Annotated in this window: 18 protein-coding genes; 17 read left to right on the plus strand and 1 reads right to left on the minus strand. The window is 36.4% G+C overall.

What is annotated here, in order from left to right:
* Positions 1-6: 6 nt before the first annotated feature.
* From essC to BMX18_RS09490, 15 genes are all read left to right on the plus strand, one after another.
* The gene (gene essC / locus BMX18_RS06255; protein WP_093815656.1) at positions 7-4,458 is read left to right on the plus strand and encodes a type VII secretion protein EssC; all 4,452 of its coding nucleotides are present in this window, start codon (positions 7-9) and stop codon (positions 4,456-4,458) included.
* Positions 4,459-4,465: 7 nt separating this feature from the next.
* The gene (gene esaA, locus BMX18_RS06260; RefSeq protein WP_093815658.1) at positions 4,466-7,261 is read left to right on the plus strand and encodes a type VII secretion protein EsaA; all 2,796 of its coding nucleotides are present in this window, start codon (positions 4,466-4,468) and stop codon (positions 7,259-7,261) included.
* Between the two features lie 67 nt (positions 7,262-7,328).
* Positions 7,329-7,745 carry a YwqH-like family protein gene (locus tag BMX18_RS06265; protein ID WP_074869611.1) on the plus strand — a complete coding sequence of 139 codons (417 nt, stop codon included), beginning with the start codon at positions 7,329-7,331 and terminating at the stop codon, positions 7,743-7,745.
* An 11-nt stretch (positions 7,746-7,756) separates the two neighbouring features.
* Positions 7,757-8,038 carry a hypothetical protein gene (locus BMX18_RS06270; RefSeq protein ID WP_027968281.1) on the plus strand — a complete coding sequence of 94 codons (282 nt, stop codon included), beginning with the start codon at positions 7,757-7,759 and terminating at the stop codon, positions 8,036-8,038.
* Entirely contained in the window at positions 8,038-8,700 is a 663-nt protein-coding gene (locus BMX18_RS06275; RefSeq protein WP_093815660.1) for a DUF4176 domain-containing protein, read from the plus strand. Before BMX18_RS06270 ends, BMX18_RS06275 begins: the two co-directional genes overlap by 1 nt.
* The gene (locus BMX18_RS06280; protein WP_180366637.1) at positions 8,690-10,288 is read left to right on the plus strand and encodes a T7SS effector LXG polymorphic toxin; all 1,599 of its coding nucleotides are present in this window, start codon (positions 8,690-8,692) and stop codon (positions 10,286-10,288) included. Before BMX18_RS06275 ends, BMX18_RS06280 begins: the two co-directional genes overlap by 11 nt.
* Positions 10,285-11,175 carry a hypothetical protein gene (locus tag BMX18_RS06285; protein ID WP_307770180.1) on the plus strand — a complete coding sequence of 297 codons (891 nt, stop codon included), beginning with the start codon at positions 10,285-10,287 and terminating at the stop codon, positions 11,173-11,175. Before BMX18_RS06280 ends, BMX18_RS06285 begins: the two co-directional genes overlap by 4 nt.
* A complete protein-coding gene (locus tag BMX18_RS06290) occupies positions 11,168-11,476 on the plus strand; it encodes a DUF4176 domain-containing protein (RefSeq protein ID WP_074482304.1) in 309 nt (102 codons plus the stop codon). Before BMX18_RS06285 ends, BMX18_RS06290 begins: the two co-directional genes overlap by 8 nt.
* Positions 11,477-11,512: 36 nt before the next feature.
* A complete protein-coding gene (locus BMX18_RS09480) occupies positions 11,513-11,758 on the plus strand; it encodes a hypothetical protein (protein WP_257609271.1) in 246 nt (81 codons plus the stop codon).
* Positions 11,694-12,485: a hypothetical protein gene (locus tag BMX18_RS06295; protein ID WP_257609272.1), complete on the plus strand. Its 792-nt coding sequence runs from the start codon at positions 11,694-11,696 to the stop codon at positions 12,483-12,485. Before BMX18_RS09480 ends, BMX18_RS06295 begins: the two co-directional genes overlap by 65 nt.
* Entirely contained in the window at positions 12,472-13,212 is a 741-nt protein-coding gene (locus BMX18_RS06300) for a hypothetical protein (RefSeq protein ID WP_093815664.1), read from the plus strand. The genes BMX18_RS06295 and BMX18_RS06300 overlap by 14 nt, the downstream gene beginning before the upstream one ends.
* A 7-nt stretch (positions 13,213-13,219) precedes the next feature.
* The gene (locus tag BMX18_RS06305; protein ID WP_093815666.1) at positions 13,220-13,963 is read left to right on the plus strand and encodes a hypothetical protein; all 744 of its coding nucleotides are present in this window, start codon (positions 13,220-13,222) and stop codon (positions 13,961-13,963) included.
* A gap of 12 nt (positions 13,964-13,975) precedes the next feature.
* Complete coding sequence (locus BMX18_RS06310) at positions 13,976-14,404, plus strand: hypothetical protein (protein WP_045798370.1); 429 nt, start codon at positions 13,976-13,978, stop codon at positions 14,402-14,404.
* Position 14,405: 1 nt separating this feature from the next.
* Positions 14,406-14,579 carry a hypothetical protein gene (locus BMX18_RS09485; protein ID WP_257609273.1) on the plus strand — a complete coding sequence of 58 codons (174 nt, stop codon included), beginning with the start codon at positions 14,406-14,408 and terminating at the stop codon, positions 14,577-14,579.
* Between the two features lie 14 nt (positions 14,580-14,593).
* Complete coding sequence (locus BMX18_RS09490; protein ID WP_257609274.1) at positions 14,594-14,866, plus strand: hypothetical protein; 273 nt, start codon at positions 14,594-14,596, stop codon at positions 14,864-14,866.
* Positions 14,867-14,892: 26 nt separating this feature from the next.
* Here the strand turns inward: BMX18_RS09490 and BMX18_RS06320 are convergent, their stop codons facing one another.
* Positions 14,893-15,468 (minus strand): TetR/AcrR family transcriptional regulator, encoded by a 576-nt coding sequence (locus tag BMX18_RS06320; RefSeq protein ID WP_093815668.1) that lies wholly within the window; start codon positions 15,466-15,468, stop codon positions 14,893-14,895.
* 296 nt (positions 15,469-15,764) lie between these two features.
* Here BMX18_RS06320 and lepB point away from each other — a divergent pair, with 296 nt between their 5' ends.
* Positions 15,765-16,379 carry a signal peptidase I gene (gene lepB, locus BMX18_RS06325; RefSeq protein WP_074965517.1) on the plus strand — a complete coding sequence of 205 codons (615 nt, stop codon included), beginning with the start codon at positions 15,765-15,767 and terminating at the stop codon, positions 16,377-16,379.
* A 31-nt stretch (positions 16,380-16,410) separates the two neighbouring features.
* Positions 16,411-20,808 (plus strand): SpaA isopeptide-forming pilin-related protein, encoded by a 4,398-nt coding sequence (locus tag BMX18_RS06330; RefSeq protein WP_142350382.1) that lies wholly within the window; start codon positions 16,411-16,413, stop codon positions 20,806-20,808.

The following is a 20,808-nucleotide window of genomic DNA, read 5'->3' on the forward strand; positions in this document are numbered from 1 at the left end:
TGATTTATGAATCAAAATGATAATGTAACTTATTACCACCACCTTGGTGACTATTTGGGAGATGACAATCAATCACAAGCTTTTTTGTTAAGTTTGTCTGATAAATTATTGTACATGCGTTTTTCTGAAACAACTCCTTTGGATTTTGATGGTAGTCGCTATAGTTTAAGTGATGGTGAGATTTTTAGAAATGGTCAAAAGATAGCTAATCAGAAAGTTCTTGGAGACACAGAAGATTATTATTTTTTGAAGCCTGAAACAGATATTTTTACGCTTTACTTGTATCCACCACATGAAGACTTTGTCTTATCATCATCTGATGTGGCAGATATTCATTTGGATAGCGAGACAGTTGTCTTATTTTCTAAAGAAAAGGTTTATATTGAGTCTTTAGGAACTTCGTTAGTTTATCTTAATGGCAAGCGTGTCCGTGATAATATTTCACAATCATTTAATGTGGGTGATTCTGTTTTTATTGAGGACTATTTGATTGAATGTCGTCATCACCAATGGAAGATAACACGTTTTTGGAACAAGCCAGAATTAACCCAGATGGATAAATTCTTATTTCAAGCTCCGATGAGTGAATTTCCGAGTGATTTTCCAGATTATCACAGAAGCCCTCGTATTGTACCAACCATTTACAGTGATGCGATTGTCATTGACAGTCCTATGGAAGCCAGTTCAATGGGACGTAATTCTTTGCTTCGTGCGATTGTTCCGCCACTTGGGATGTTTGGGATTACTGCTTTGACAAGTCTTGTCAGTCGCAGAAATCCTTGGATGATGCTTGGTATGGGCGGCTTTAGTTTGCTCACTGCTGGGATGACTTTGACACAATATTTCCAAGACAAGAAATATTATAAAAAGCAAGAACTAATTCGTGTTGAAGATTATGACCGCTATCTCTTAAAACAAATCTCAACATTAAGTCATTATCACAATGAAGAAAAAGAAATTTTAGACTACAACCAACCAGATATGGACACTTTAGCTAAGATGGTTTTTGATTATGATTCTCGCATTTATGAACGAATGAATTATAATGCTGACTTTTTACAAGTGTCTTTAGGGACTGGTGATATTGATACGAAGTTGAAACTTCAAACTTCCTTTAAGGAGCAAAGTAAAGATAAACAAGCTATTTTTGCTAAAAAGACGGTTGAAAAGTATCGTAAACAACATCAGGTGCCGATTACTTTGTCTCTTAGCCAAGCGACTGTTGGTATCATTGGAACCTATGATACAACTTATCCAGCAATCTCTAATCTTTTGATGCAACTGGCGGTTTTTCATAGCTATCAAGATATTAATTTTGTGATTTTGGTGCCTGAGGAGTCTTATCAAGAAAATTGGTATCAATGGCGTTTCTTACCGCATTTCAAACTTCAGGAACGTAATGTTCGTGGTATTGTTCATGATGCGCGTAGCCGAGATGCTGTTTTAAATGCTCTTTATCAAATTATTCAAAAACGCATGCAACTCAAACGAGAAATGGGAAGTAAAGATGTTCGCTTTGCTCCTCATTATGTAGTGACTATCTTTGATGATTCTTACTTGGTTGGACATAGCCTAAATGAATATTTAGCTGAGGATTTGACAGAACTTGGAATTACAGTGATTTGGATTAAGGAAGCACAGCGTTTCTTGCCAGAAACTGTGACAACTTTGGTGGAATACCAAAACCAAAATGTGGGTCAAATTATCAATGATAATGGAGAATATCTAGCACAACGTTTCACACCTTATCTAGAAAGTAAAAATTACGAAGCGATTGCTAGAACCTTGGCTAATCTACATCACGTGGAAGTCGAGAAGAATTCGATTCCTAAATCAGTTACTTTCTTGGAACTTTATAAGGCTGAAAAAGTTGAAGATTTGCAGTTAGCTGCGCGATGGGCTAAGGCAGATACCTCGAAGACTTTAGCGGTTCCTTTGGGACTTCGAGGACGTGATGATATTGTTGAGCTGAATTTGCATGAACGTGCTCATGGTCCTCACGGTTTAGTTGCAGGGACAACTGGTTCAGGGAAATCTGAAATCTTGCAATCTTATATGCTATCCTTGGCTGTTAATTTTGGACCAGAAGATGTTGGTTTCTTGCCGATTGACTTTAAAGGTGGGGGAATGGCTAATCTCTTTAAAGGTCTTCCGCACCTTATGGGAGTTATTACGAACTTGGATGGTGCAGCCAGTGCGCGTGCGCTAGCTTCTATTAAAGCAGAACTTCAAAAACGTCAACGTCTGTTTGAGGCTTTTGGAGTCAATCATATTAATGGTTATACGAAGCTTTATAAGCAAGGGAAAACAGCCACAGATGGTGGCAAATATCCCACAAAACCATTACCACATTTGTTCTTAATCAGTGATGAATTTGCAGAGTTGAAGGCTAATGAACCTGAGTTTATGTCAGAGTTGGTTTCCGCTGCTCGTATTGGTCGTTCACTTGGGGTTCATTTGATTTTGGCAACGCAAAAACCATCAGGAGTTGTTGATGACCAAATCTGGTCAAACTCACGCTTCAAATTGGCTTTGAAAGTATCAGATAAGTCAGATTCAAATGAAATCATAAAAACACCTGATGCTGCTAGTATCGTAGAACCTGGACGTGCTTACCTACAAGTCGGGAATAATGAAATTTATGAACTCTTCCAATCTGCTTGGAGTGGAGCAAGTTACCAACCAAACAAATCAGAGAAGCAAGAGGAAGTCGATGATCGTATTTGGTTGATTAATGATTTGGGGCAATACGAACTTTTGACAGAAGACCTTTCTTTGGAAGAAGACTTGAATGTTCAAACAGAAAAGACACAGACAGAGCTAGAAGCTTTGGTTGATTATATTTCAGCCTATTCGCAAACAGCAGGAGTGATAATTCCTGATAAACCTTGGTTGCCACCATTGGAAACTAAGATTGTTTCTCCAGTTTTAGAGATGTCTTGGTCTGAGGAAAAATGTTTGGCTGTGCCATTTGCCATGATGGATGTACCGTCTGAACAAGCTAAGCGTAATTATAATTTTGATGTGGAAGAGTTGAGTCACACTGTTATTTATGGTTCACCAGGTTTTGGTAAATCTGTTGCTTTGCAGACTTTAGTAATGAATTTTGCCCGTCTCAATACGCCTGAACAAGTCCAGTTTAACTTATTTGACTTTGGAACAAATGGGCTCTTACCATTGAAAGATTTGCCCCATGTTGCTGATTTGACCCGTCTGGATGAGGAAGAAAAACTTCTAAAATTCTTAAAACGTATTGATAATGAATTGAAAATGCGTAAAGACTTATTTGCTGAATATAGTGTTGCAAGTCTTTCTCAATATGAGCAAAAAACTGGCGAAAAACTACCTGTTATTCTTACTGTAATGGATGGTTTTGACGCGATTAAGGATAGTCCAAAAGAGGAAGTTATCGAAGCATGCATGAATCGTATTTTACGAGAAGGTTCAAGTTTGGGTTGCTATCTGATTGTGACAGCTTTGCGAGCTAATAGCTTGAAGATTAGCATGTCAAGTAACGTTTCAACTAAGATGGCTTTATTCTTGGTTGAAGACCATGCGGTTAAGGATGTTATTGGACGTAATGCCTTGATTCCACAAGAAATCTTTGGACGTGCTCAGGTGAACGATGATAAGCCATACGAGATCCAAATCTATCTTCCAAGTGAAGGTGATGAAGATATTGAGCGTTTGCGTCACTTAGAAGAAGAGGTGGCTGAAATGGATAAAGCTTGGACTGGACAACGTCCAAAAGCTATTCCAATGCTTCCAAATGACATTAGCCTTTCTGACTTCTATGGCAATGCTTATACGATGACAATGATAAATCATTTGCAAGTACCGCTTGCCTTTGATAAGGAAACAACAAATGTTATCGGTTTTGTGCCTGAAAAACATGGTTATTTTGTTATTATGGATGACACCCCAACGCAAACACGTTTGTTTGAAGCAATTATTCTTAAGAATATGGCTTATTTTAAAGGACACGCGCAGCGCATCGTCTTTGATCCAGACCAACGTTTTGAAGGGGCTGTTGATAGTTTTGATTTGATAGCGTCTGAAGAAAATTACAGTACGGTTATGAATGATTTGCTTGGAGAAATGGCTTCGCGTTCGCCAGAAGCTGTTAATCAACCAATTTTCGTCTATGTACCAGAGGCCCATGCTATCAATGATAAATTAATGTTATCTAACACTGTTTTGGATACCATCTTGAAAAAAGCAGCCAAAGTTAATATCTACTTTATTTTCCAAGGGCATCAAAAAACGATTGAAACGCGCTTTGATGAATTTAACAAACGCTTGAGATCAAATATTCCAGCTGGAATGTTTGGTACGCGATTTGCAGATCAAACCATTATTAAAGGTCGAACACGTTACGGAGAACCTCTATTAGAATCAGATGAAGCGCAGTTCTTTGAAGGTAGAGAAGTTTCTCGCGTTAAAATACCTAAGGGATAGGAGAAAAATGAAAAAAATTAAGATTAAACCAAGTATTGTAGTGATTGCATTTAGTGTTTTCATTTCTATTTTGGCAATTTCATCAGGAGTCTTTGTTTATACGCAAGACAAAGAAGTTTCAGTGACAGATAAAGCTAAAAAAGACGAGCAATTGACCGTTGCTTTGGTTAATGAAGATGCAGGTGGTAACTTAAATAATGTCAATTATAACTTCGGTCAAGAATTCACGAATTTATTAACAAATGCAGGGGATTCCAAAGAGAACTGGGTTACCATGCCACGTAGCTTAGCTGAAAGTAAATATAGTGATGGCAGTGCAGATGTCATTATTTATATTTCAAACGACTTTTCAGACAAAATTCTTCAGTTGGAAAGTTTTAATCCGTCACAAGCTAAAATTGGTTATAAAGTTAAAAAATCAACAGACACTGTTAAAGAAAAAAATGTTGAAAGCCAAGTTGGCACATACTTGAACTTGATTAATCAACGTGTGATTAAAATGTATTTCTCTAGTGTGATTGGAAATCTTGATGATGCCAAGCGAAATGTTGCAAATATCGTAAATGACCAAGAAACAAGCTATACAAGCTTATCTAACTACATTTACACTCCATCAAATGCGGCTAGTCAAAACCTTGGTGGTTTAACAAGTTATGCGACTGCTCTCCAATCAGGGAACAAAGCCTTTGAAGATAGTCAGGCGAATTTCACCAAAGGCGTTTTTGAAATGCTTAACTCAACAAGTAATGGTTTAAATGGGGAATTACCAGAAGTCAAAAGTTTTGTTGATCTTCAAGCAGATATTGCTAAAAGTAATGTCGCTACCGCTAATACAGCTATTTCAGATCAATTTAAAACAGATACAGACCTTTATAACAACTTAAACGATAACGCTCTTAGTAGTTTAAATAAATTCTACGCACCATCAGCTATCACAAGTGAATCTAATGGTGGTAATACCGTTTATAATTTATTTGCTAATAGCATTTCAGATTATAATGGCATTATTGAAAATTATCGCAGTCAAGTTGAAAATACTCGAAATCGCTTGATGGATTTATTGAACCAGGTTCAAGGAACACGCTCAAAAGTATCTGAACAATATTTCAATGCAGACTTAGGGCTCGATAAAAATAATTATTTAGGAATTGGTAACCGAGAAGACCGTAAATCAGCTATTAAAGGTGATGTTCAAAATCAAATCACTAATCAGCAAGTAAAAGATGCTCTTGCTAATCAAATTAAGAGCTCACTTGGCGGGACTCTTCCATCAGAGTATGAAGGAGAGATTGCTAATTTGATGGGAAGTATCGATGTTAACAGTGCTGATTACAACGCTCTCTTTTCAAAACTAGAAAGCATGGGAGCTATCACGTCTGACGAAGTGGCTGCTTATCAAGCAAAACTAGGCTTACTTAACCAATACCAAGCAGTAAAAGGTGTGACAACTGCTGGCGGAGCAACTTATTCATTCTTAACTGCTGAAGATGCTAAACCTAGCCAGTCAAATGTAGTTTCTATTAATGTTGCACCGACATCAACACAAGTAACAACACAAGTAACTGATTCAGCTAAAGATGCTTCTGAAGCAGAATCAAAAGATAAGCAAACAAACTCTCAAGAAAGCACTGAAACAAAACAAGATGCTACAACTGTAGCCATTACTGACGTTTCAGGAGGAAGAGTTGTATTTGCAGATGATTGCTCAACAAGTAAACAGATCACAAGCGCTCAAAGCTTGAAGATTGCCTATACTTTTGATTCACTTGCTGTTGGTACTCATACCATTAACTTCAATTTGAAAATTGGTGACAGTACTATTCCAATGGCTTATACAACCTTTGTGACAGACACTGCAGATGATGTGGCATTGGTTAAAGAAGATTTAAAAGCTATTCTAGCGCAATTAAGCAATATCAGCACAGCAGCTGCTATGGTTCAAACTTTATACGGCGAACCTGGCCAAACTGATTTAAGTAAAATCAATGTAGCCAATCCATCAGCTAACTCTGTAGTTAAAATGTATGGCAATTTGACGTACGATAATATTGCAGGTCTTGATATTGATAACTATAAAAATTCAGGGCTTACTTTGTACACTGAATTGACTAATGAAATGACTGAATTGCAATCAGCTATTAATGATTTACCTGGTTTATCTGACGAGCGTTTACCTCGCAATTACTTTGCACAAGGTTTACAAAGTTTAGTGGCTTGGTATAATTCAGCTGCCGATAGTTTGAATGCGGAATTTTCAAATTGGTCACATAATCAAGCTAAGGTACTTAATGTCGCTCCTTATGGCAGTGGAAATGCAGACGGAACGAGTCTTTATGTGGATGCTTCTAGTGGAGATGCTCTTTATAGCAGTATTTCAGAACTTGTCAAATCAACATCAGATAATGCTCAATCAACAACAAGTAATTACCAAGCATTGGGAACAATGACTGACCAGTTTACACAATTGGTTTCTCAAGTGAATACGATTCAAAAAGATGTTGATGATACTATGGCAAATACTAATAAACTTATTAGCAGCCAAGCTGGTAATATCCAAGAAAGCACAACATATGCTACGAACTTTTCTAAAGTATTGAAAAATGCTCGTAGTGGTGGTACAGATAATGAAGCAGTCATGAATTTCTTGTCTAATCCAGTGAACATCACGAAAAAAACAACCAGTGGTGTGGTTGCAGAAAAAGATAATAAGATTTGGATTGTTGTGACAGCTCTTGTTTCAAGTATTTTATCAATTATCGTGACATATTTCTTAACGAAATCAAGCAAACCAAAATCTAATTAAGTATGATAAGTCCGGGTGCTTTTAGCATCTGGATTATCTTGCATTTATTTTAAAAAGGGAGAGTACTGTGGGAAGTCAAGATGCAAAGCATTATCAAGACTGCGCTAGAACTTGTCGTAGTCACAGTAGTAGTTTGCGTTCGAATCGCAAAGCTGCTATGGACAAAAAAGAAAAATTGGAAAAGGCAAAATCTAAAATTACTAGTGAATTGAGTCAAGTGTCTAGTCAAAAATCGACCTTGTCGACTTTAAATAACGTTGACACAGGAAATTTTGTAGGTGACCGTCAAGCTAAATATCAAGGAAAAATGTCAGCGGCACTTCAAAAGTTATCAACTTATAAGACAAGTGAAGATGATAATTTGACATCTATTAATAATAAAATTGCTGAACTGGAGACTACGATTTCAAGCCTAACATCGCAAATTAGTAGTTGGGATCAACAGGCTGTGATGTACGATCGTATGGCTGCAAGTAGCATGTAAGGGGAGAATTTATGGCAAAGACGGGAGTAGATTTAGAAGAGTGGAAGAGTCTGACCGATGGCGTTGCTTCTTCAACAAAAGGCATTAGTAAACTGAAGTCATTAACATTTACAGAGACAACCTTAAAACCATTTCCTGACTTTAATAAAAACATCAAAAAGTTTAATGCATCCATCAAGAAATTAAAGACTTTTACTAAGGATGATGCAGATAAAATGTACAAGGTAGGTAAGAATAAAGCTGACGATGATGCTAAAGAAGCTGAGCACACACGTAGTAAGGGAGGCAAATAATGCAAAATGAATGGTTGCTAATGCTTAAAGAAGCTTTGAAATCTTTACAAATTGCTGATGCGGATATCGAATTTTTGGAGAGCTTAGCTTTGGTATTTTCAGGCCATCCAGATGCTTTTACAGCTTGCCATTTGGCTTATTTGGATGAAGAAAAAGCTTATCAGTACCATCCAATTATTGGAGCCTCTTATGAATTTACCTTTGATTACGATTTAGGCAAGGTGACGATTAGCAGACCAGATGGTCAGTTGGACTTGTCATTGCCACTATTTCAAGCATTTTTATCATACGTGGACTTGTTATTTGGCAAAATTTATCCTTTAGGCAGTATTGTTGAGCTTGATAAGGAGCTTTTACCTGAAGAATTGGTGAGTTCTTTTGCTCGAGAAAATATGGATTTTAATGTTGTTATTACAGGACGCCGTGCTTTGGTCAATAATCAGACAGCTTATGCTGATTATATTGGCTATGTCTGGCCGTATGGCATGGATTTTGAGACGCAACCGCTTTTGATTAGTAATCTTTTTGTTAAACGTGTGATTTCAGAAGGTTATACGGATGCGCGTGACAAGCATTATTGTGATGAAGAGTTACGTCGAGCTTATTTTTATGATAAAATTTTCTCAACGTTGTATCCAAAGGGAGAGATTTATGAAGATTAAGATGAGCGAGGTAATAGCGCAGCGCGATAGCCTCAAAAGCTCTATCAGCCAAACAAAGAGTCAACTATCAAGTGCAAAGAAAAAGCTAAAAAGTGCAGCTAATTCAGAGGCTCTAAAAGGTGACGTTAAAGATGCGATTGACAATAAAATCACTAATTACCAAGTGCCTTTGTTAACTAACTATGTGAACAGCTTGGATGTCATCTCACAAGGTTATGATAATCTCATTAGCACTTTTAAGAGTATTGTGAGTGAAAATAGCGACTCTGCCATTATCGACACGGATGTCTTACAACAAATGGTGGACAAATTTGATTCACCGCTAGAGCAACTAAAGACAAGCTCTGACGCGATTAACAAGGCAATTGATGATGTCGCAGACATTGTCACACTAACTAAAGTGACAACGGATGATGCCATTTCAGAATTTAGAGGAGCCAAGAAAGTCCTAACTAACACTATCAAAGACATGGGAACTTTCAATAATACCGTCTTCACCAGTGAAGCAGGCGACATCCTAGACGAACAAAATACGCAAATTGGAAGTTTATCTAACCTAGGAAGTAGCTCATACACCAGCAAGAAAGCTAAAGATTTCTACAAGAAAACAGCTTTCAAGACAGAAGTTAAAGAAACTAAGCTTGTTGTTAGCGGTAAGGCTAGACGTGACCAGCTAAAAAACGAACTCGCCAAGAATTTGTATGATTCTAAATACAGTGGGTATATGGTAGAAACAAATTCATTACCAACACCAATTTTGCTAACATTGGAGAAAAGGGGCAGCGACTATTATAAAGAATTCCAAAAAGTTATGGATAGTGATGCGGCGAAATATTTAAGTGAAGCTTTTAAACTTTTACCAAGTAAATTTATTAAGTCTATAAAACAGTCAGAAGGCTTTAAAGAAATTATGTGGGGATTGGCAAAATCTGGCGAAAAAGGAGAAAAAGCTGCCACTTACGTTCTTAAAGGATTAATGAAGTACGAGGAATTTGGTAATGCAGCCAAAAATACTAAATTAGGAGCAATGATTGCCGGGACATCTAAAGTATTTGATGGTGCTAAAAAGGTGGCTGATCCTCTAAAAAGCATTGTAAAAGAAGGTTTGAAATCCACAAAATTTTATAAAGCTATTTCAGAAACAGCAAAAACTGGTGGTGAAGTAAGTGGAACTTTTAAAATTTTAGGAAAAGGAGTGAAATTTGCCGGGAAAGCTGCCACGGTAGTAACTTTTGCGGATGTAGCTGTTTCTGGTGTTTCTGGTGGGGCTAAAGAATTTGCAAAGACTAAAGATATCGGCAAAGGTGTTATTGTTGGGACCTTCTCAGCAGTTAAAAGTGTAGGACCGTTGGAAGGTGCAACCATTGGAGCAGCGGTTGGAGGAGGGTTCCCTGGAGCAGTTGTGGGAGCAGGTGTTGGATTAGGAATATATATTCTTGATAAGACAGGAGTGCTGGATACTGCTGAAGACTTAACAATGAAATTTTATGATAAAACTAAAGAAAATATAGGAAAAACAGTTAAAACTGTTGGTAAATCTATATCAACTACATTTAGTGGAATTGGAAAGGCAGTAGGTGTTGGATGACTAACATGAAAAAATCAATATTTAATGCAAGTTTTGAAGAAAGTCTTAATTTAGAAGACGATGGATTTCGAAAACTTCAGCAAGAGCAACATGATAAATTAGCACGGAAAGTTATTAACGGGAAGCCAACATTTAGTTTTAAAATGCAAGCTTTTATATTAACTTTGCTTTTCCCAGTCTGTTTTAATTATTTATTGTCAGTCGCTTCTACCGAATTAACAAATAATCAATCAAATGGGTTACATCTTAACCCTTCTAATTATAATTTCTTAACATGGCAGGTTTATTTGGTTTTGTTGTGTATATGGTTATTGTTTGTAATCGTTGGGAAGTATTTCAGTCAGGTATTTATTTTACCATATCGTTATCAATTCCATAATTTTACCTATATGGTTATTTTATATATTGAATTAGATTTGCTAATTTTAGGACTTCTACTTTCTAATCTGCCATTTTGGATTGTTTTAGTAATAATGATTATCTGGATAATTTTAATATATTTTATGGTATCGGTAGAATTAAGAGGAGCTCGGAAGATAATATATAGTGAGACTAATGAACTTAGAAAAATTGATAAAATAGCAAAGCTGATATCAATGTATGGTATGGGGCTATTAGGAGTTGCTGTTATTATTAAGCAATTAATTTCTATGTTTTCAGGAAAAAATTCGAATTTTTTAGAGAATATTGGAATATTATTAGCATTACTAATAATGAATATTATAATGCCTGCAGTTGTAATATTTATAGGAACTCCCTATTTTTTACAGGCTTATTACAAACTCAAATACCCTGAAGAGTACCGTGAATGGGAGGGTAAATCTCTTGAAGAATGGTATGGAAAGAAATATTTGAAAAAACACAAGGAGCTACTAGAACATGAATAAATCAAAAGAATTGTTACCACTTGGAAGTATTGTTTATCTTGAAGAAGGAACACAAAAAATAGTTATTGTTGGTCGTGGGGCCATTTTTGAAGATCCAGAAACTGGTGAACAAGTCTTTGCAGATTATATGGGGGCTCTTTATCCAGCAGGTCTTCAAACAAATTCAACATTATTCTTCCAACATGAGAATATCGATGAAGTTGTTTTTGAGGGCTATCATGATGATGAAGAGGACAGATTTTTAAAAGTTTATCATGAGTGGGAAGAAAATTTGAAAATTCCACGAAAACAGATTGATTGATTTTAAGGCGCTTTTGCGCTTTTTCTGTAGGTGTTAATGATAGAAGCGACTGTTGGTAGTATCACAGCACCTTACTTGGTGGGTAAAAAATACTATAAAACTGCTAAAAAGTGGGCAATCTCAGCTTATGCTGAATATCGTTTCTCAGAAGATCGACTTGGAAATACAATCATTAAAAAATCCGAGAAAACTGTTGACCGTGTTTTGGATTTTGTTTTTGGAACAAGTAAAACTCTTAAAAAAGAAAAAGTTACACAGTATTGTTCAATATCATGGCAATAAAACAGTGACTAAGAGTTTTGAAAAAATGATGAAAACACTTGGTGAAACGGATTATTCAAAAGAAGTCAGAAAGTCATTAAAAACAATTGAAAAGGATGGCTTAAAAGGGGCAGCTAAAGCCAAAGAAATTGCGAAAGGTGTTGTAAGAGGAACAAAATCTAATGTGATTTCTGAAGCTGAGGAAGCATTTAATACAAAAACACTAAAAAATGTGATTAAGGCTACCAAGAAATCTGGTAGAATCACTAAAGGTGTGAAAACAGCGTTTAAGGAATCAAATATTGGAACAGCTCTAAAAACTGGTTCAAAATTTGCGAAGGGTGTAGCTGTTCTTAATGTTGTAGATGGTGTGGTTGAGACTTTTGGTAATGTTGAAAAAAATAAAACCCAAGCTAAAAGACAAGGGTTACATGGAGCAGAAGTTTCAGCCAGTGTAGCGACAGGTTTTGTCGTGGATGCAGCTAAAGCTACCGTTAAAGGAGTCGCAAGTACGGCTGCAGCTACAGCAGGAGCGGCATTGGCAGGAATGGTTATTGGGGCAGGAGCGCCTGTGATTGCTACAGGGTTAGTTGGAGTAGCAGTTGGTGTAGGAGTGGCTAAAGGAATTGATTTATTGGATAAAAAATATAATATTACAGGTAATATAAAATCTATGGCAAATTCAACTATCAAGGGTTGTGGTGATTTTATAAAAGGAATGGAAGGCTGGCAAAATGGGTTTAATTAAGCGTTTTAAGATATTGTTGAAGTATCAGTCAATTAGTGTAACAAGCGGAGTAAATCAAGCAAGTAATTGCAGCACTTTATTAATTTTTTACCCGATAGCATTTTTTATGTTTTACAGTACAGTGAGTGAATCAGAATTATCACTTTTAGTAGGAAAATTAATATTATATGCTGGGATTTTTATATGGGGAGTCGCGTTTTTAATTACTATTCTAGCCTTCTTCAAACATAATAAATTTTTTACAGGGCTTTCTCTGTATTTACTTGGAATTTATATACTTTTTACCCTACCAATTTCTGCAACAACTGCTTGGAGTGGCGGTAGCTTAAAATTAATTATTTTACAAGAAGTCTCAATTATTTTATGGCCGGTTATTAGTTATCTTGTTGCAGCATATAGTTTAGTAGATAAAGATGGAAAAATTATTCAATCAGATAAGATTAAGAAGAGATTTAATTATTTTATATCTTTACCAGTCTTAATAGTTGTTCCTGTTGCATTGCCTTTAACGTATTTTATCTCAGATTATTATTGTACTTATTTATTTTGGAGTGTGAGTATGCTTTTAGCTAATTCATTGATTAAAGGCTGGTTCTTTATTCTTTACCCACTCCGTCACAAGGATGATGAGGTTGTTGATTCAACAGTTCAAAGTCAAGCGGTCAATGCTTTGAATGACACGTTACAAGACAAACATTTTGATAAAGATGAAATTAAGGAAGATTGATGGTCGCATGGGACTAATTGATCGTTTAAAGTTACAGCAAAAGCGAAAAAAAGAGGCTGTTAAAAAAGGAATGTCTCGCTCGGGAAATTTATCAGGATTATTTATTTTATATCCTCTTATATTCTTAATGTATTATGGTACTATGAGCGATTCTGAACTCCCGATGGTATTAAGTAGAATAATTTTTTACTTAGGTATTATTATTTGGATGATTTCTTTATCTTTAACAGTTTGGGATTTTCTTCATAATAATCAGGTTCTTGTTGGACTTTCAACATATTTTATGTTTATTTATGGACTTTTTGTAACTCCAATTGTATCAACAACAGCGTGGGGTGATGGTAATTTACAATTTATCATTTTACAAGAAGCTTCCATTATCTTGTATCCAATTTTCCTATATGCAATTGCAGCTTATGTACTTGCTGATAAAGATGGTAATTTTCGTTCGATTAAATTAAGAAAGATAGTAAGTACCACCTATTTCATAGCTCCTCTATTATTGGCAATGTTTGGATTATTAATGTCATATCTTGTTTCAGAGTATTATGTTATCTACCTATTCTGGGGCCTAGCAATGTTTTGTTCTATTATGCTAGATTTAGCATGGTACATGGCTTTCTACCCACTCCGTCACAAGGATGATGAAGGTGCTGATTTGGCAGAAGCTTCAGAAGTTCAAAGTAAAGCAGTGAATGCATTAAATGAGACGTTACAAGAACAACATTTTGATAAAGAGAGATTTAAATAAAAGGGAGTTAAAATGATTGAAAAAGCTATTATTAAGCAAACACATTTAGTGAAAAAGACGGTTCGTATTGAGGTAGATCAGTTGCCAGCTTTATTTGAATATACAGAGTATTTGCCATTTGAATTTGGTATTTATAAAGATGGTCCAACATTTTTTGAAATTACGCCGTCACAATATCAAGAAGAAAAACAAACTTATGATGTTTATATTCCAATTAACACTGAGGTTGCTTCAACTGATGATTTTACGTATGTACCAAGCTTAGAAATAAAAGGTGTGCGCAAGCGAGTGCCTTTTGAGGAAGGACTTGATGAACATTTAAATAGCATGAAAGATTACATGCGAGAAGAAGGTCTGGCTATTCCTGATAAACTCTTTTTAATCATTACACCGGTTTATGGTCAATTATTTGCGGATATTATTATTCCGGAGGAAAATTGAAATGACAGAGATTTTAGAAGGACGCAATCAAACCTTAACGCTATCTAATGTTTGGAGTGTTAATTATACTGTTGAGGTAGATAAGATAGGGATTGCTTTTAAAGATGCCTTAGATAGTATCACAGCTGCTGGTTACACCTTAAAGACTGATTTGTTTTATTCAAACCTCAAGTAGAAGGTCATGATGGTATGCTAGATATTACGGTTTATTTACCTGTGAATGAAGACTATCTAGGAGAAGAAGTTGAGTTAGCAGAATTTAACAGTTATTTTTCAATTTCGACCATGTATGGTGTTCGTATATCAAGCACAAATCCTGAGGATTTTGATAAAGCTTTAGAAAAACTACAGGCTATGTTAATTGAGGATGATGCTGAAGAAGCTTCACCAATCTTTTTCATGTCTTCAAAGATTAACGGAACTGTTTATACAGATATTAGAATCGGTGTTCGTTTTGAGTAGAATCCAAAAAGCTAGAGACTTAGTCTCTAGCTTTTTTGTGTTTCCATGGTGTAATAAGAATATAAAGGGGCTTTTGCTAAATTTAAAAAGTCTTTTTTAAATTCTTGGGGTGGCATAGGTGCTTCTTGAAGGAGCCAAGTTTTGATAATGACAACGATTTGTTCCACGATAATTTTGGTTAAGACGTCTTTGGGGAGATTAAAGGTTTCGCTTTGGGGACGAATGATGTCTATTGCCCACTCAGTGTAGGTAGATACGATGGTATCTTCAAATGGTTGGGTAATAGCAGCTGTGTGTAAGAGTCTTAAGTGTTCTCTTTTATCGTAGACAAAAGGTAGCAGTTTATCAGCGACATAGTCCATGGGATTGCCATCTTTTTCTTTGTCATAATGACGACACCACTGGCGAATTTCCCAGATGATGTAGTCGTCGACATAAGTGATAATTTCATTAAAATTTCTAAAGTGTTTCTGATAAATCGCTTGTCTAGAAACACCAGCTTTTAATGCAATTTCAGAGATGGTAAAGTTTGTCTTTTGGGGAGTTTCTGCGACTAATTCGAAAAAGGCACCTATGATTTTTTCACGTGTGTATCTTGCCATAGTGTTTTCCTCCAATGATAGTTTGTATTTTACCATAAAATAAAAGAGTTTTTCTCATTATTAGAAAAGAAAGATAATTGGACATTTTTGCTAATCTACAGGTTGTAAACCTTGATAAATTAACATTGTGTCCATATTTTTTCTAATTTTATTGGTTTTGGGTTTACGCTGTGTAAATAAAAAATGATAGCTTTTTACTAGATATGAGGATAAAATTAATTCGGAAAAAAGGCTGTCATATTAAGCCTAGGAGTTTGTTAGGAGTCATTAGAAACGAAAAAGGATTTGTAGTCAAAATGAAAAAGTTTTGTACTGTCAGGACGCAAGGAATAAGCATAAGTGATTTACCTGATTCAAAGGAACTATTAAAAGAACTAAGCAAAGTAAAGTATCGAGAGCGTTATTTTCGGACGCTCAGAGGAACGATTTTTGCTTTGATTACAGTGGCTGCGTCAGCAGTATTAGTAGCGAGCATTTGGTTACCAGTTCTACAAATTTATGGCAATTCTATGACACCTAATTTGGAGGCTGGGGATATGGTAGTCTCTGTCAATAGTAAACGTCTGGAACAAGGTGATGTAGTGGCTTTTTATTATAATAACAAGATTCTAGTAAAGCGTGTGATTGCAACATCTGGTCAATGGGTCAACATAGATAAAAAAGGTAATGTCTCTGTTGATGGTAAAAAATTGAAAGAGCTTTATTTGCAAAAACATGAAAGGGCTTACGGAGAGACTAATATTAATTTACCCTATCAAGTTCCAGATAGTCATTATTTTGTTATGGGAGATCATCGCAGTGTGTCGATAGATTCTCGAAATAAGGCGGTTGGTACGGTTAGTGAAGATCAAATCGTTGGAAAATTAACCTTTCGGATTTGGCCGCTAACACGCTTAGGAGCAATTGAGTAACAAGGATTTATAGCAAAAGAAAGGAGTTCTTATGAAAAAGCTGTGGCTCAATCTGATGACTCGATTTAAGCTGAGGCTTAGAGAAAGTGTTATTGCAAGGATAGCTTTGGCTTTATCGATTATTGTCGTTTTTTGTACAACTTATGCTTTAATTTTACCCGCCCTAACTGTCAGTACGGATAATCGTTCAGCTCTGGTGCAATCAGCTGAAAATGTTTCTACCGAGCAACTAGAAAGCTCAGAAGAAAAGATGCAAATGGAAGCTTCAAGTTCTGAACAAGAAACATCAGAACAGAAAGACAGTCAGACCTCTTTAGATACGTCTTTAGAAGCTAGACGGTTGCAAGAAACAGCTGATAACCTAACAGTAGTGGCAGATTTTACGCAAGGGACTTTTACAGAGGAGGTCTCTTTGAAAGTTAGACCGATAGCAGACACGGGAGAGATTAATCAAAAAATATCTACTGTTTTACGTGAAACAAAGCAGAGCCTGTCTAAGGCATTATCTTATGATATTTCTTTTATTAATGCGGCTGGTCAGGAAGTTGAACCTCAAAAAGAAGTCACTGTTTCCTTGCAGTTCAATGCTGCGATAACTAGTTCGAAGTTGCAAAGCAGCTGGAAGTTATATCATTTCATTGGTAATGATATCAACCATGTAGAAGATTTGACGCACGAAAGTGACACCAATATTGAGCAGGACAGTTCAGAAAATGTTAAAAGTATTGGCTTTAAGTCGGATTCCTTTTCTACGTATACCTTAGCTGGGGTAACTTATGCAGATTTTACAGAATACTTAACGGGTTATTCTTATGATGAAAAAACTGTTGAAGAAAATTTAGCAACAAAAGTTTTGACAGTTGATTTGGAATTGGATTACACGATTTTTAAGGCTCATCTGGTTGCAGATAGGTATTATTATCTAGAACTACCCAATGGGACTGCTATTGGGCAAGATATAAATCTTGGGACAGAATATATCGGCAAGGATACGAATCAAGTTGATGCTTACACTTATCGCTTTGTTTATGACGAAGTCACGGGAAAATATTATATCTTGATTGCTTTTATTGAGAGTTATGTCAATGATATTACCGATGGCACACAGTCTAAAGGTTGGATAAAATATGATGCTACTTACGGTAGTGACTACCAGCAAAATGATGGAAGTTATCAAGTTGTTTATTCAGATGATCTGATTGTGACCATTCCTGAAGATTCGATTAAGAAAAATTACGATTTGACGACTTCAAAATCAGGTACGGTCACTTATGATGCTGATACGCCTTATTTAACCTATACCGTAAAAGTTGATTCGAAATACGGCACACCAAGTTCAATTGCTATAAAAGATATTCTGAAAGCATCAGGCATTTCTCTGGCTGCTATTGATTCTGTCAGTGTCACCAAGTCAAGCTACGCTGGCAGTTCAGAAAATGTGATTGCGACAGAAACTCTTACTTCAAGTGCTTACACTTACCAGTTTAAGGCAGCAAGTAATAGTTTGGATATGACACTTCCTCAATTGCACTCAGGAGGTGTGGATGCTAGTGGAAATCTAATTGGGCACTTTTATACCATTACTTACCGTTATAAGATTTCTGGTTTAACAGCTGGTTCATCAGTTACGGCAAATAACACGGTGAGTGCAAGTTCGCAGACAGATACAAGTGATAAACAGTCACATACAAGTAGTTCTCAAGTAACTTTAGCTCTAAATCAGGTTGATAAAAAAGGCACTTACAATGCAGCTGATAGGACCATTACTTGGGAAATTAAGGTGAACGAGGGACAAAGTGATATTGCTGGTGCCCGATTAACCGATGAGATGTTTGCGGCAACCAGTGACCTAACCATTTCACCAGATGCTGGTGCGACTATCGAATACAAGAATGGAAAAATTTCAGGCATTCGCTTCAGCGCCCTTACAAATGGTAAAAATACAAATAGCTATACCATTACTTACACAACGCCAGTTGATTTTACGGATGTAGGCTGGGACGATAGTACCATCAAAAACAAAGTTGTTTTAGATGATGATGGCAAAAGCTCAACCAAAAATGACCAGACGAGTAAGGAAGCTGAAGTAACTCTTCCAGGAACAGGAGATATTACCAAAGAAGTGTCAGAGGTCATGGAGTTATCTGAACCAGGTGTCAGAGAAGTGGTTTGGGATGTTGAGATAAAAATGCCAAATTCAGGAGTGCTTAAAAAGGGGACAGTGTTTACAGATACATTGAAAGATCCGTGGAGTCCAAACGCTGATGTTCATTGGTACACTAAAGCGCAGTTGGAAGATCTTTACCACCGATTAGAAGAAGTTTTAGGAAAGAACAATTTTACATTAGAGGCACGTCAATCTTATTCTGATTATACGGATTACAGCCATTTAAGAGATAATGTTCACTATACAGAGTTTAAAGTGACTCTAACAGCTGATAAAACATCTTCAAAGGATGTCATGATTCATTATAGATCAATGATTAGCCTGGAGAAGAGTTCTAATCAACGTTATAGTAATCACATCATATCAGGAACTCACAGTGTTAGTACGGAGTACAATTATAGTAAGGACTCTAACGTCGTCAAAACTGATGGCCATGGTAATTCTGGAACAACTAAAACGACAAGTGCTGACGGAACGGTTACTTGGATGGTCAAAGTTGAGTTAGATGATAGTGCTACAAGTATGGTAGTGACGGATACTTTGCCAGAAGGTATTAGCTTAATAGGTCTATCATATGGTCAACGTTGGGGACAAATTAATGCTAATTTTGAGAACAACTCGCTGACACAAGGAACTAACGGCTGGGGAACCTATAACATTGCTTTAAACGGAACAGTTTCAAGTGATGGTGTGGTAACGCTAGATTTCACGACAACTGATGGCAAGAGTTTAAAGAACAACGTTGGTGGGAACAGTGATTTTTGGATGACTTTTACAACTCACTACGATGCTTTTACAGAAGGCAGTTCTAAGTTAGTCAAATCTCTCACAAATAATGTTTCTGTTACGGTCAATGGTGAGGATTATGGCTCAGATAATCAGACGCAAGAAGTAACGTTTAGTTCAGATGAGGGGAACTCTACAACGCCTGATGTTAAACCAATTGCTAAATCAGGTGAATGGGATAATGCCAAACGTCAGTTGTCTTACAGCTTGTCAATCAATCCTCAAGCAGATGATTTAGTTGAAGGCTCAGACACGATAACTTTGACGGATGTTATGCATAATTGGTCAAATGTGATTTCTGAATATCTTATTCAAGATTCAGTGAAACTTTACTACACTGATGGTACTGAAGTTCCAGCCAGCGAATGGGCTTGGAAGATAAGTTCAACAGATGATGGGTGGGGCAATCATTATCACACCTTAGTGGTGACAATGAAAGATTCTAAGGCTTATATTCTTGATTACTCTTATCAATTAACAAAACCAAATGAAGATGCTGCCGCTTATTATTATCCTCACAATACGGCGACGCTTGAAGGTGTAGCAAATGGCTCAGATTACACCACAACGACAGTTCATTGGCAAAGAACGGGAACAAGTTCTGGATTTGATACTGAGAAAGCTTATATTATTAGCAAAGTTGATGCGGATAATTTTGGCTTAGATTTAGAAGGTGCAGTCTTTACTGTTTATAAGTACGACGGTGACTCAGATGATAGTAACGATGAAATCGTGACGACTTATCAGACAAATGCCAAAGGGCTTATTTCTATCGTCTACTCTTCGGGTAACTATCAAGAAGATCAGATTTACTATGTTAAGGAGACACAAGCTCCGGCAGGATACGAGTTGCCAGATAATCCTTCTAAACACTATTTCTATTGGGATGAGGATGGTAGTTTTTCGGCTTTGCCAATAACTCTTCCAAAATTAACAAATCTTTCAGAGAATAATGGTTCTGATTTTGTTGAAAATAAAAAAGCCAAGACTATTAATCTTACGGTTAAAAAGCAATGGTTCGATGCAGATGGTCAGGAAATCGGCAGTGCAGACGGTTCGATTGTATATGATGTGATACAAGTCGCAACAAAGGAAAATGGAGAAAGAACTGAGACGTTTTATAAGTCTGGTGAGACTATGAGTCATTCAGATGATTGGACAAAAACTTACTCTAATTTACCAATAACAGATGCTCAAAAGACTGTTACTTATACTTACTATGTTCGAGAGCATGCAACTAGTGGATTTGACATTAGTTATGATAATGGAGCTCAAGTATCGGAAGAACCATCGACTCTTGCCTTGGCTTCAGATTCGGCTCTTATTGTTATGAAAAATACTGCGCAGAAACGATACGCTTTACCCAAAACGGGTGGTAAAGGTGGTATTTGGTACTACGTTCTTGGAGCAATATGCATACTGATTGTTGTAGGGGTGTTGATAGCATTTATATACGGCAAAGGTGGTGTTGCTTAA

It is taken from the genome of Streptococcus sp. 45, from assembly GCF_900108865.1.
In the GTDB taxonomy this organism is placed as follows: domain Bacteria; phylum Bacillota; class Bacilli; order Lactobacillales; family Streptococcaceae; genus Streptococcus; species Streptococcus ruminicola.

Coding starts and splice junctions, on each gene's coding strand:
- BMX18_RS09480 (WP_257609271.1), top strand. CDS start 11,513: ATGATAGAAGCGACTGTTGGTAGTATCACAGCACCTTACTTGGTGGGT.
- BMX18_RS09485 (WP_257609273.1), top strand. CDS start 14,406: ATGACAGAGATTTTAGAAGGACGCAATCAAACCTTAACGCTATCTAAT.
- BMX18_RS06310 (WP_045798370.1), top strand. CDS start 13,976: ATGATTGAAAAAGCTATTATTAAGCAAACACATTTAGTGAAAAAGACG.
- BMX18_RS09490 (WP_257609274.1), top strand. CDS start 14,594: ATGCTAGATATTACGGTTTATTTACCTGTGAATGAAGACTATCTAGGA.
- BMX18_RS06305 (WP_093815666.1), top strand. CDS start 13,220: ATGGGACTAATTGATCGTTTAAAGTTACAGCAAAAGCGAAAAAAAGAG.
- BMX18_RS06270 (WP_027968281.1), top strand. CDS start 7,757: ATGGCAAAGACGGGAGTAGATTTAGAAGAGTGGAAGAGTCTGACCGAT.
- BMX18_RS06320 (WP_093815668.1), bottom strand. CDS start 15,468: ATGGCAAGATACACACGTGAAAAAATCATAGGTGCCTTTTTCGAATTA.
- BMX18_RS06290 (WP_074482304.1), top strand. CDS start 11,168: ATGAATAAATCAAAAGAATTGTTACCACTTGGAAGTATTGTTTATCTT.
- lepB (WP_074965517.1), top strand. CDS start 15,765: ATGAAAAAGTTTTGTACTGTCAGGACGCAAGGAATAAGCATAAGTGAT.
- BMX18_RS06300 (WP_093815664.1), top strand. CDS start 12,472: ATGGGTTTAATTAAGCGTTTTAAGATATTGTTGAAGTATCAGTCAATT.
- essC (WP_093815656.1), top strand. CDS start 7: ATGAATCAAAATGATAATGTAACTTATTACCACCACCTTGGTGACTAT.
- BMX18_RS06285 (WP_307770180.1), top strand. CDS start 10,285: ATGACTAACATGAAAAAATCAATATTTAATGCAAGTTTTGAAGAAAGT.
- BMX18_RS06275 (WP_093815660.1), top strand. CDS start 8,038: ATGCAAAATGAATGGTTGCTAATGCTTAAAGAAGCTTTGAAATCTTTA.
- BMX18_RS06280 (WP_180366637.1), top strand. CDS start 8,690: ATGAAGATTAAGATGAGCGAGGTAATAGCGCAGCGCGATAGCCTCAAA.
- BMX18_RS06330 (WP_142350382.1), top strand. CDS start 16,411: ATGAAAAAGCTGTGGCTCAATCTGATGACTCGATTTAAGCTGAGGCTT.
- esaA (WP_093815658.1), top strand. CDS start 4,466: ATGAAAAAAATTAAGATTAAACCAAGTATTGTAGTGATTGCATTTAGT.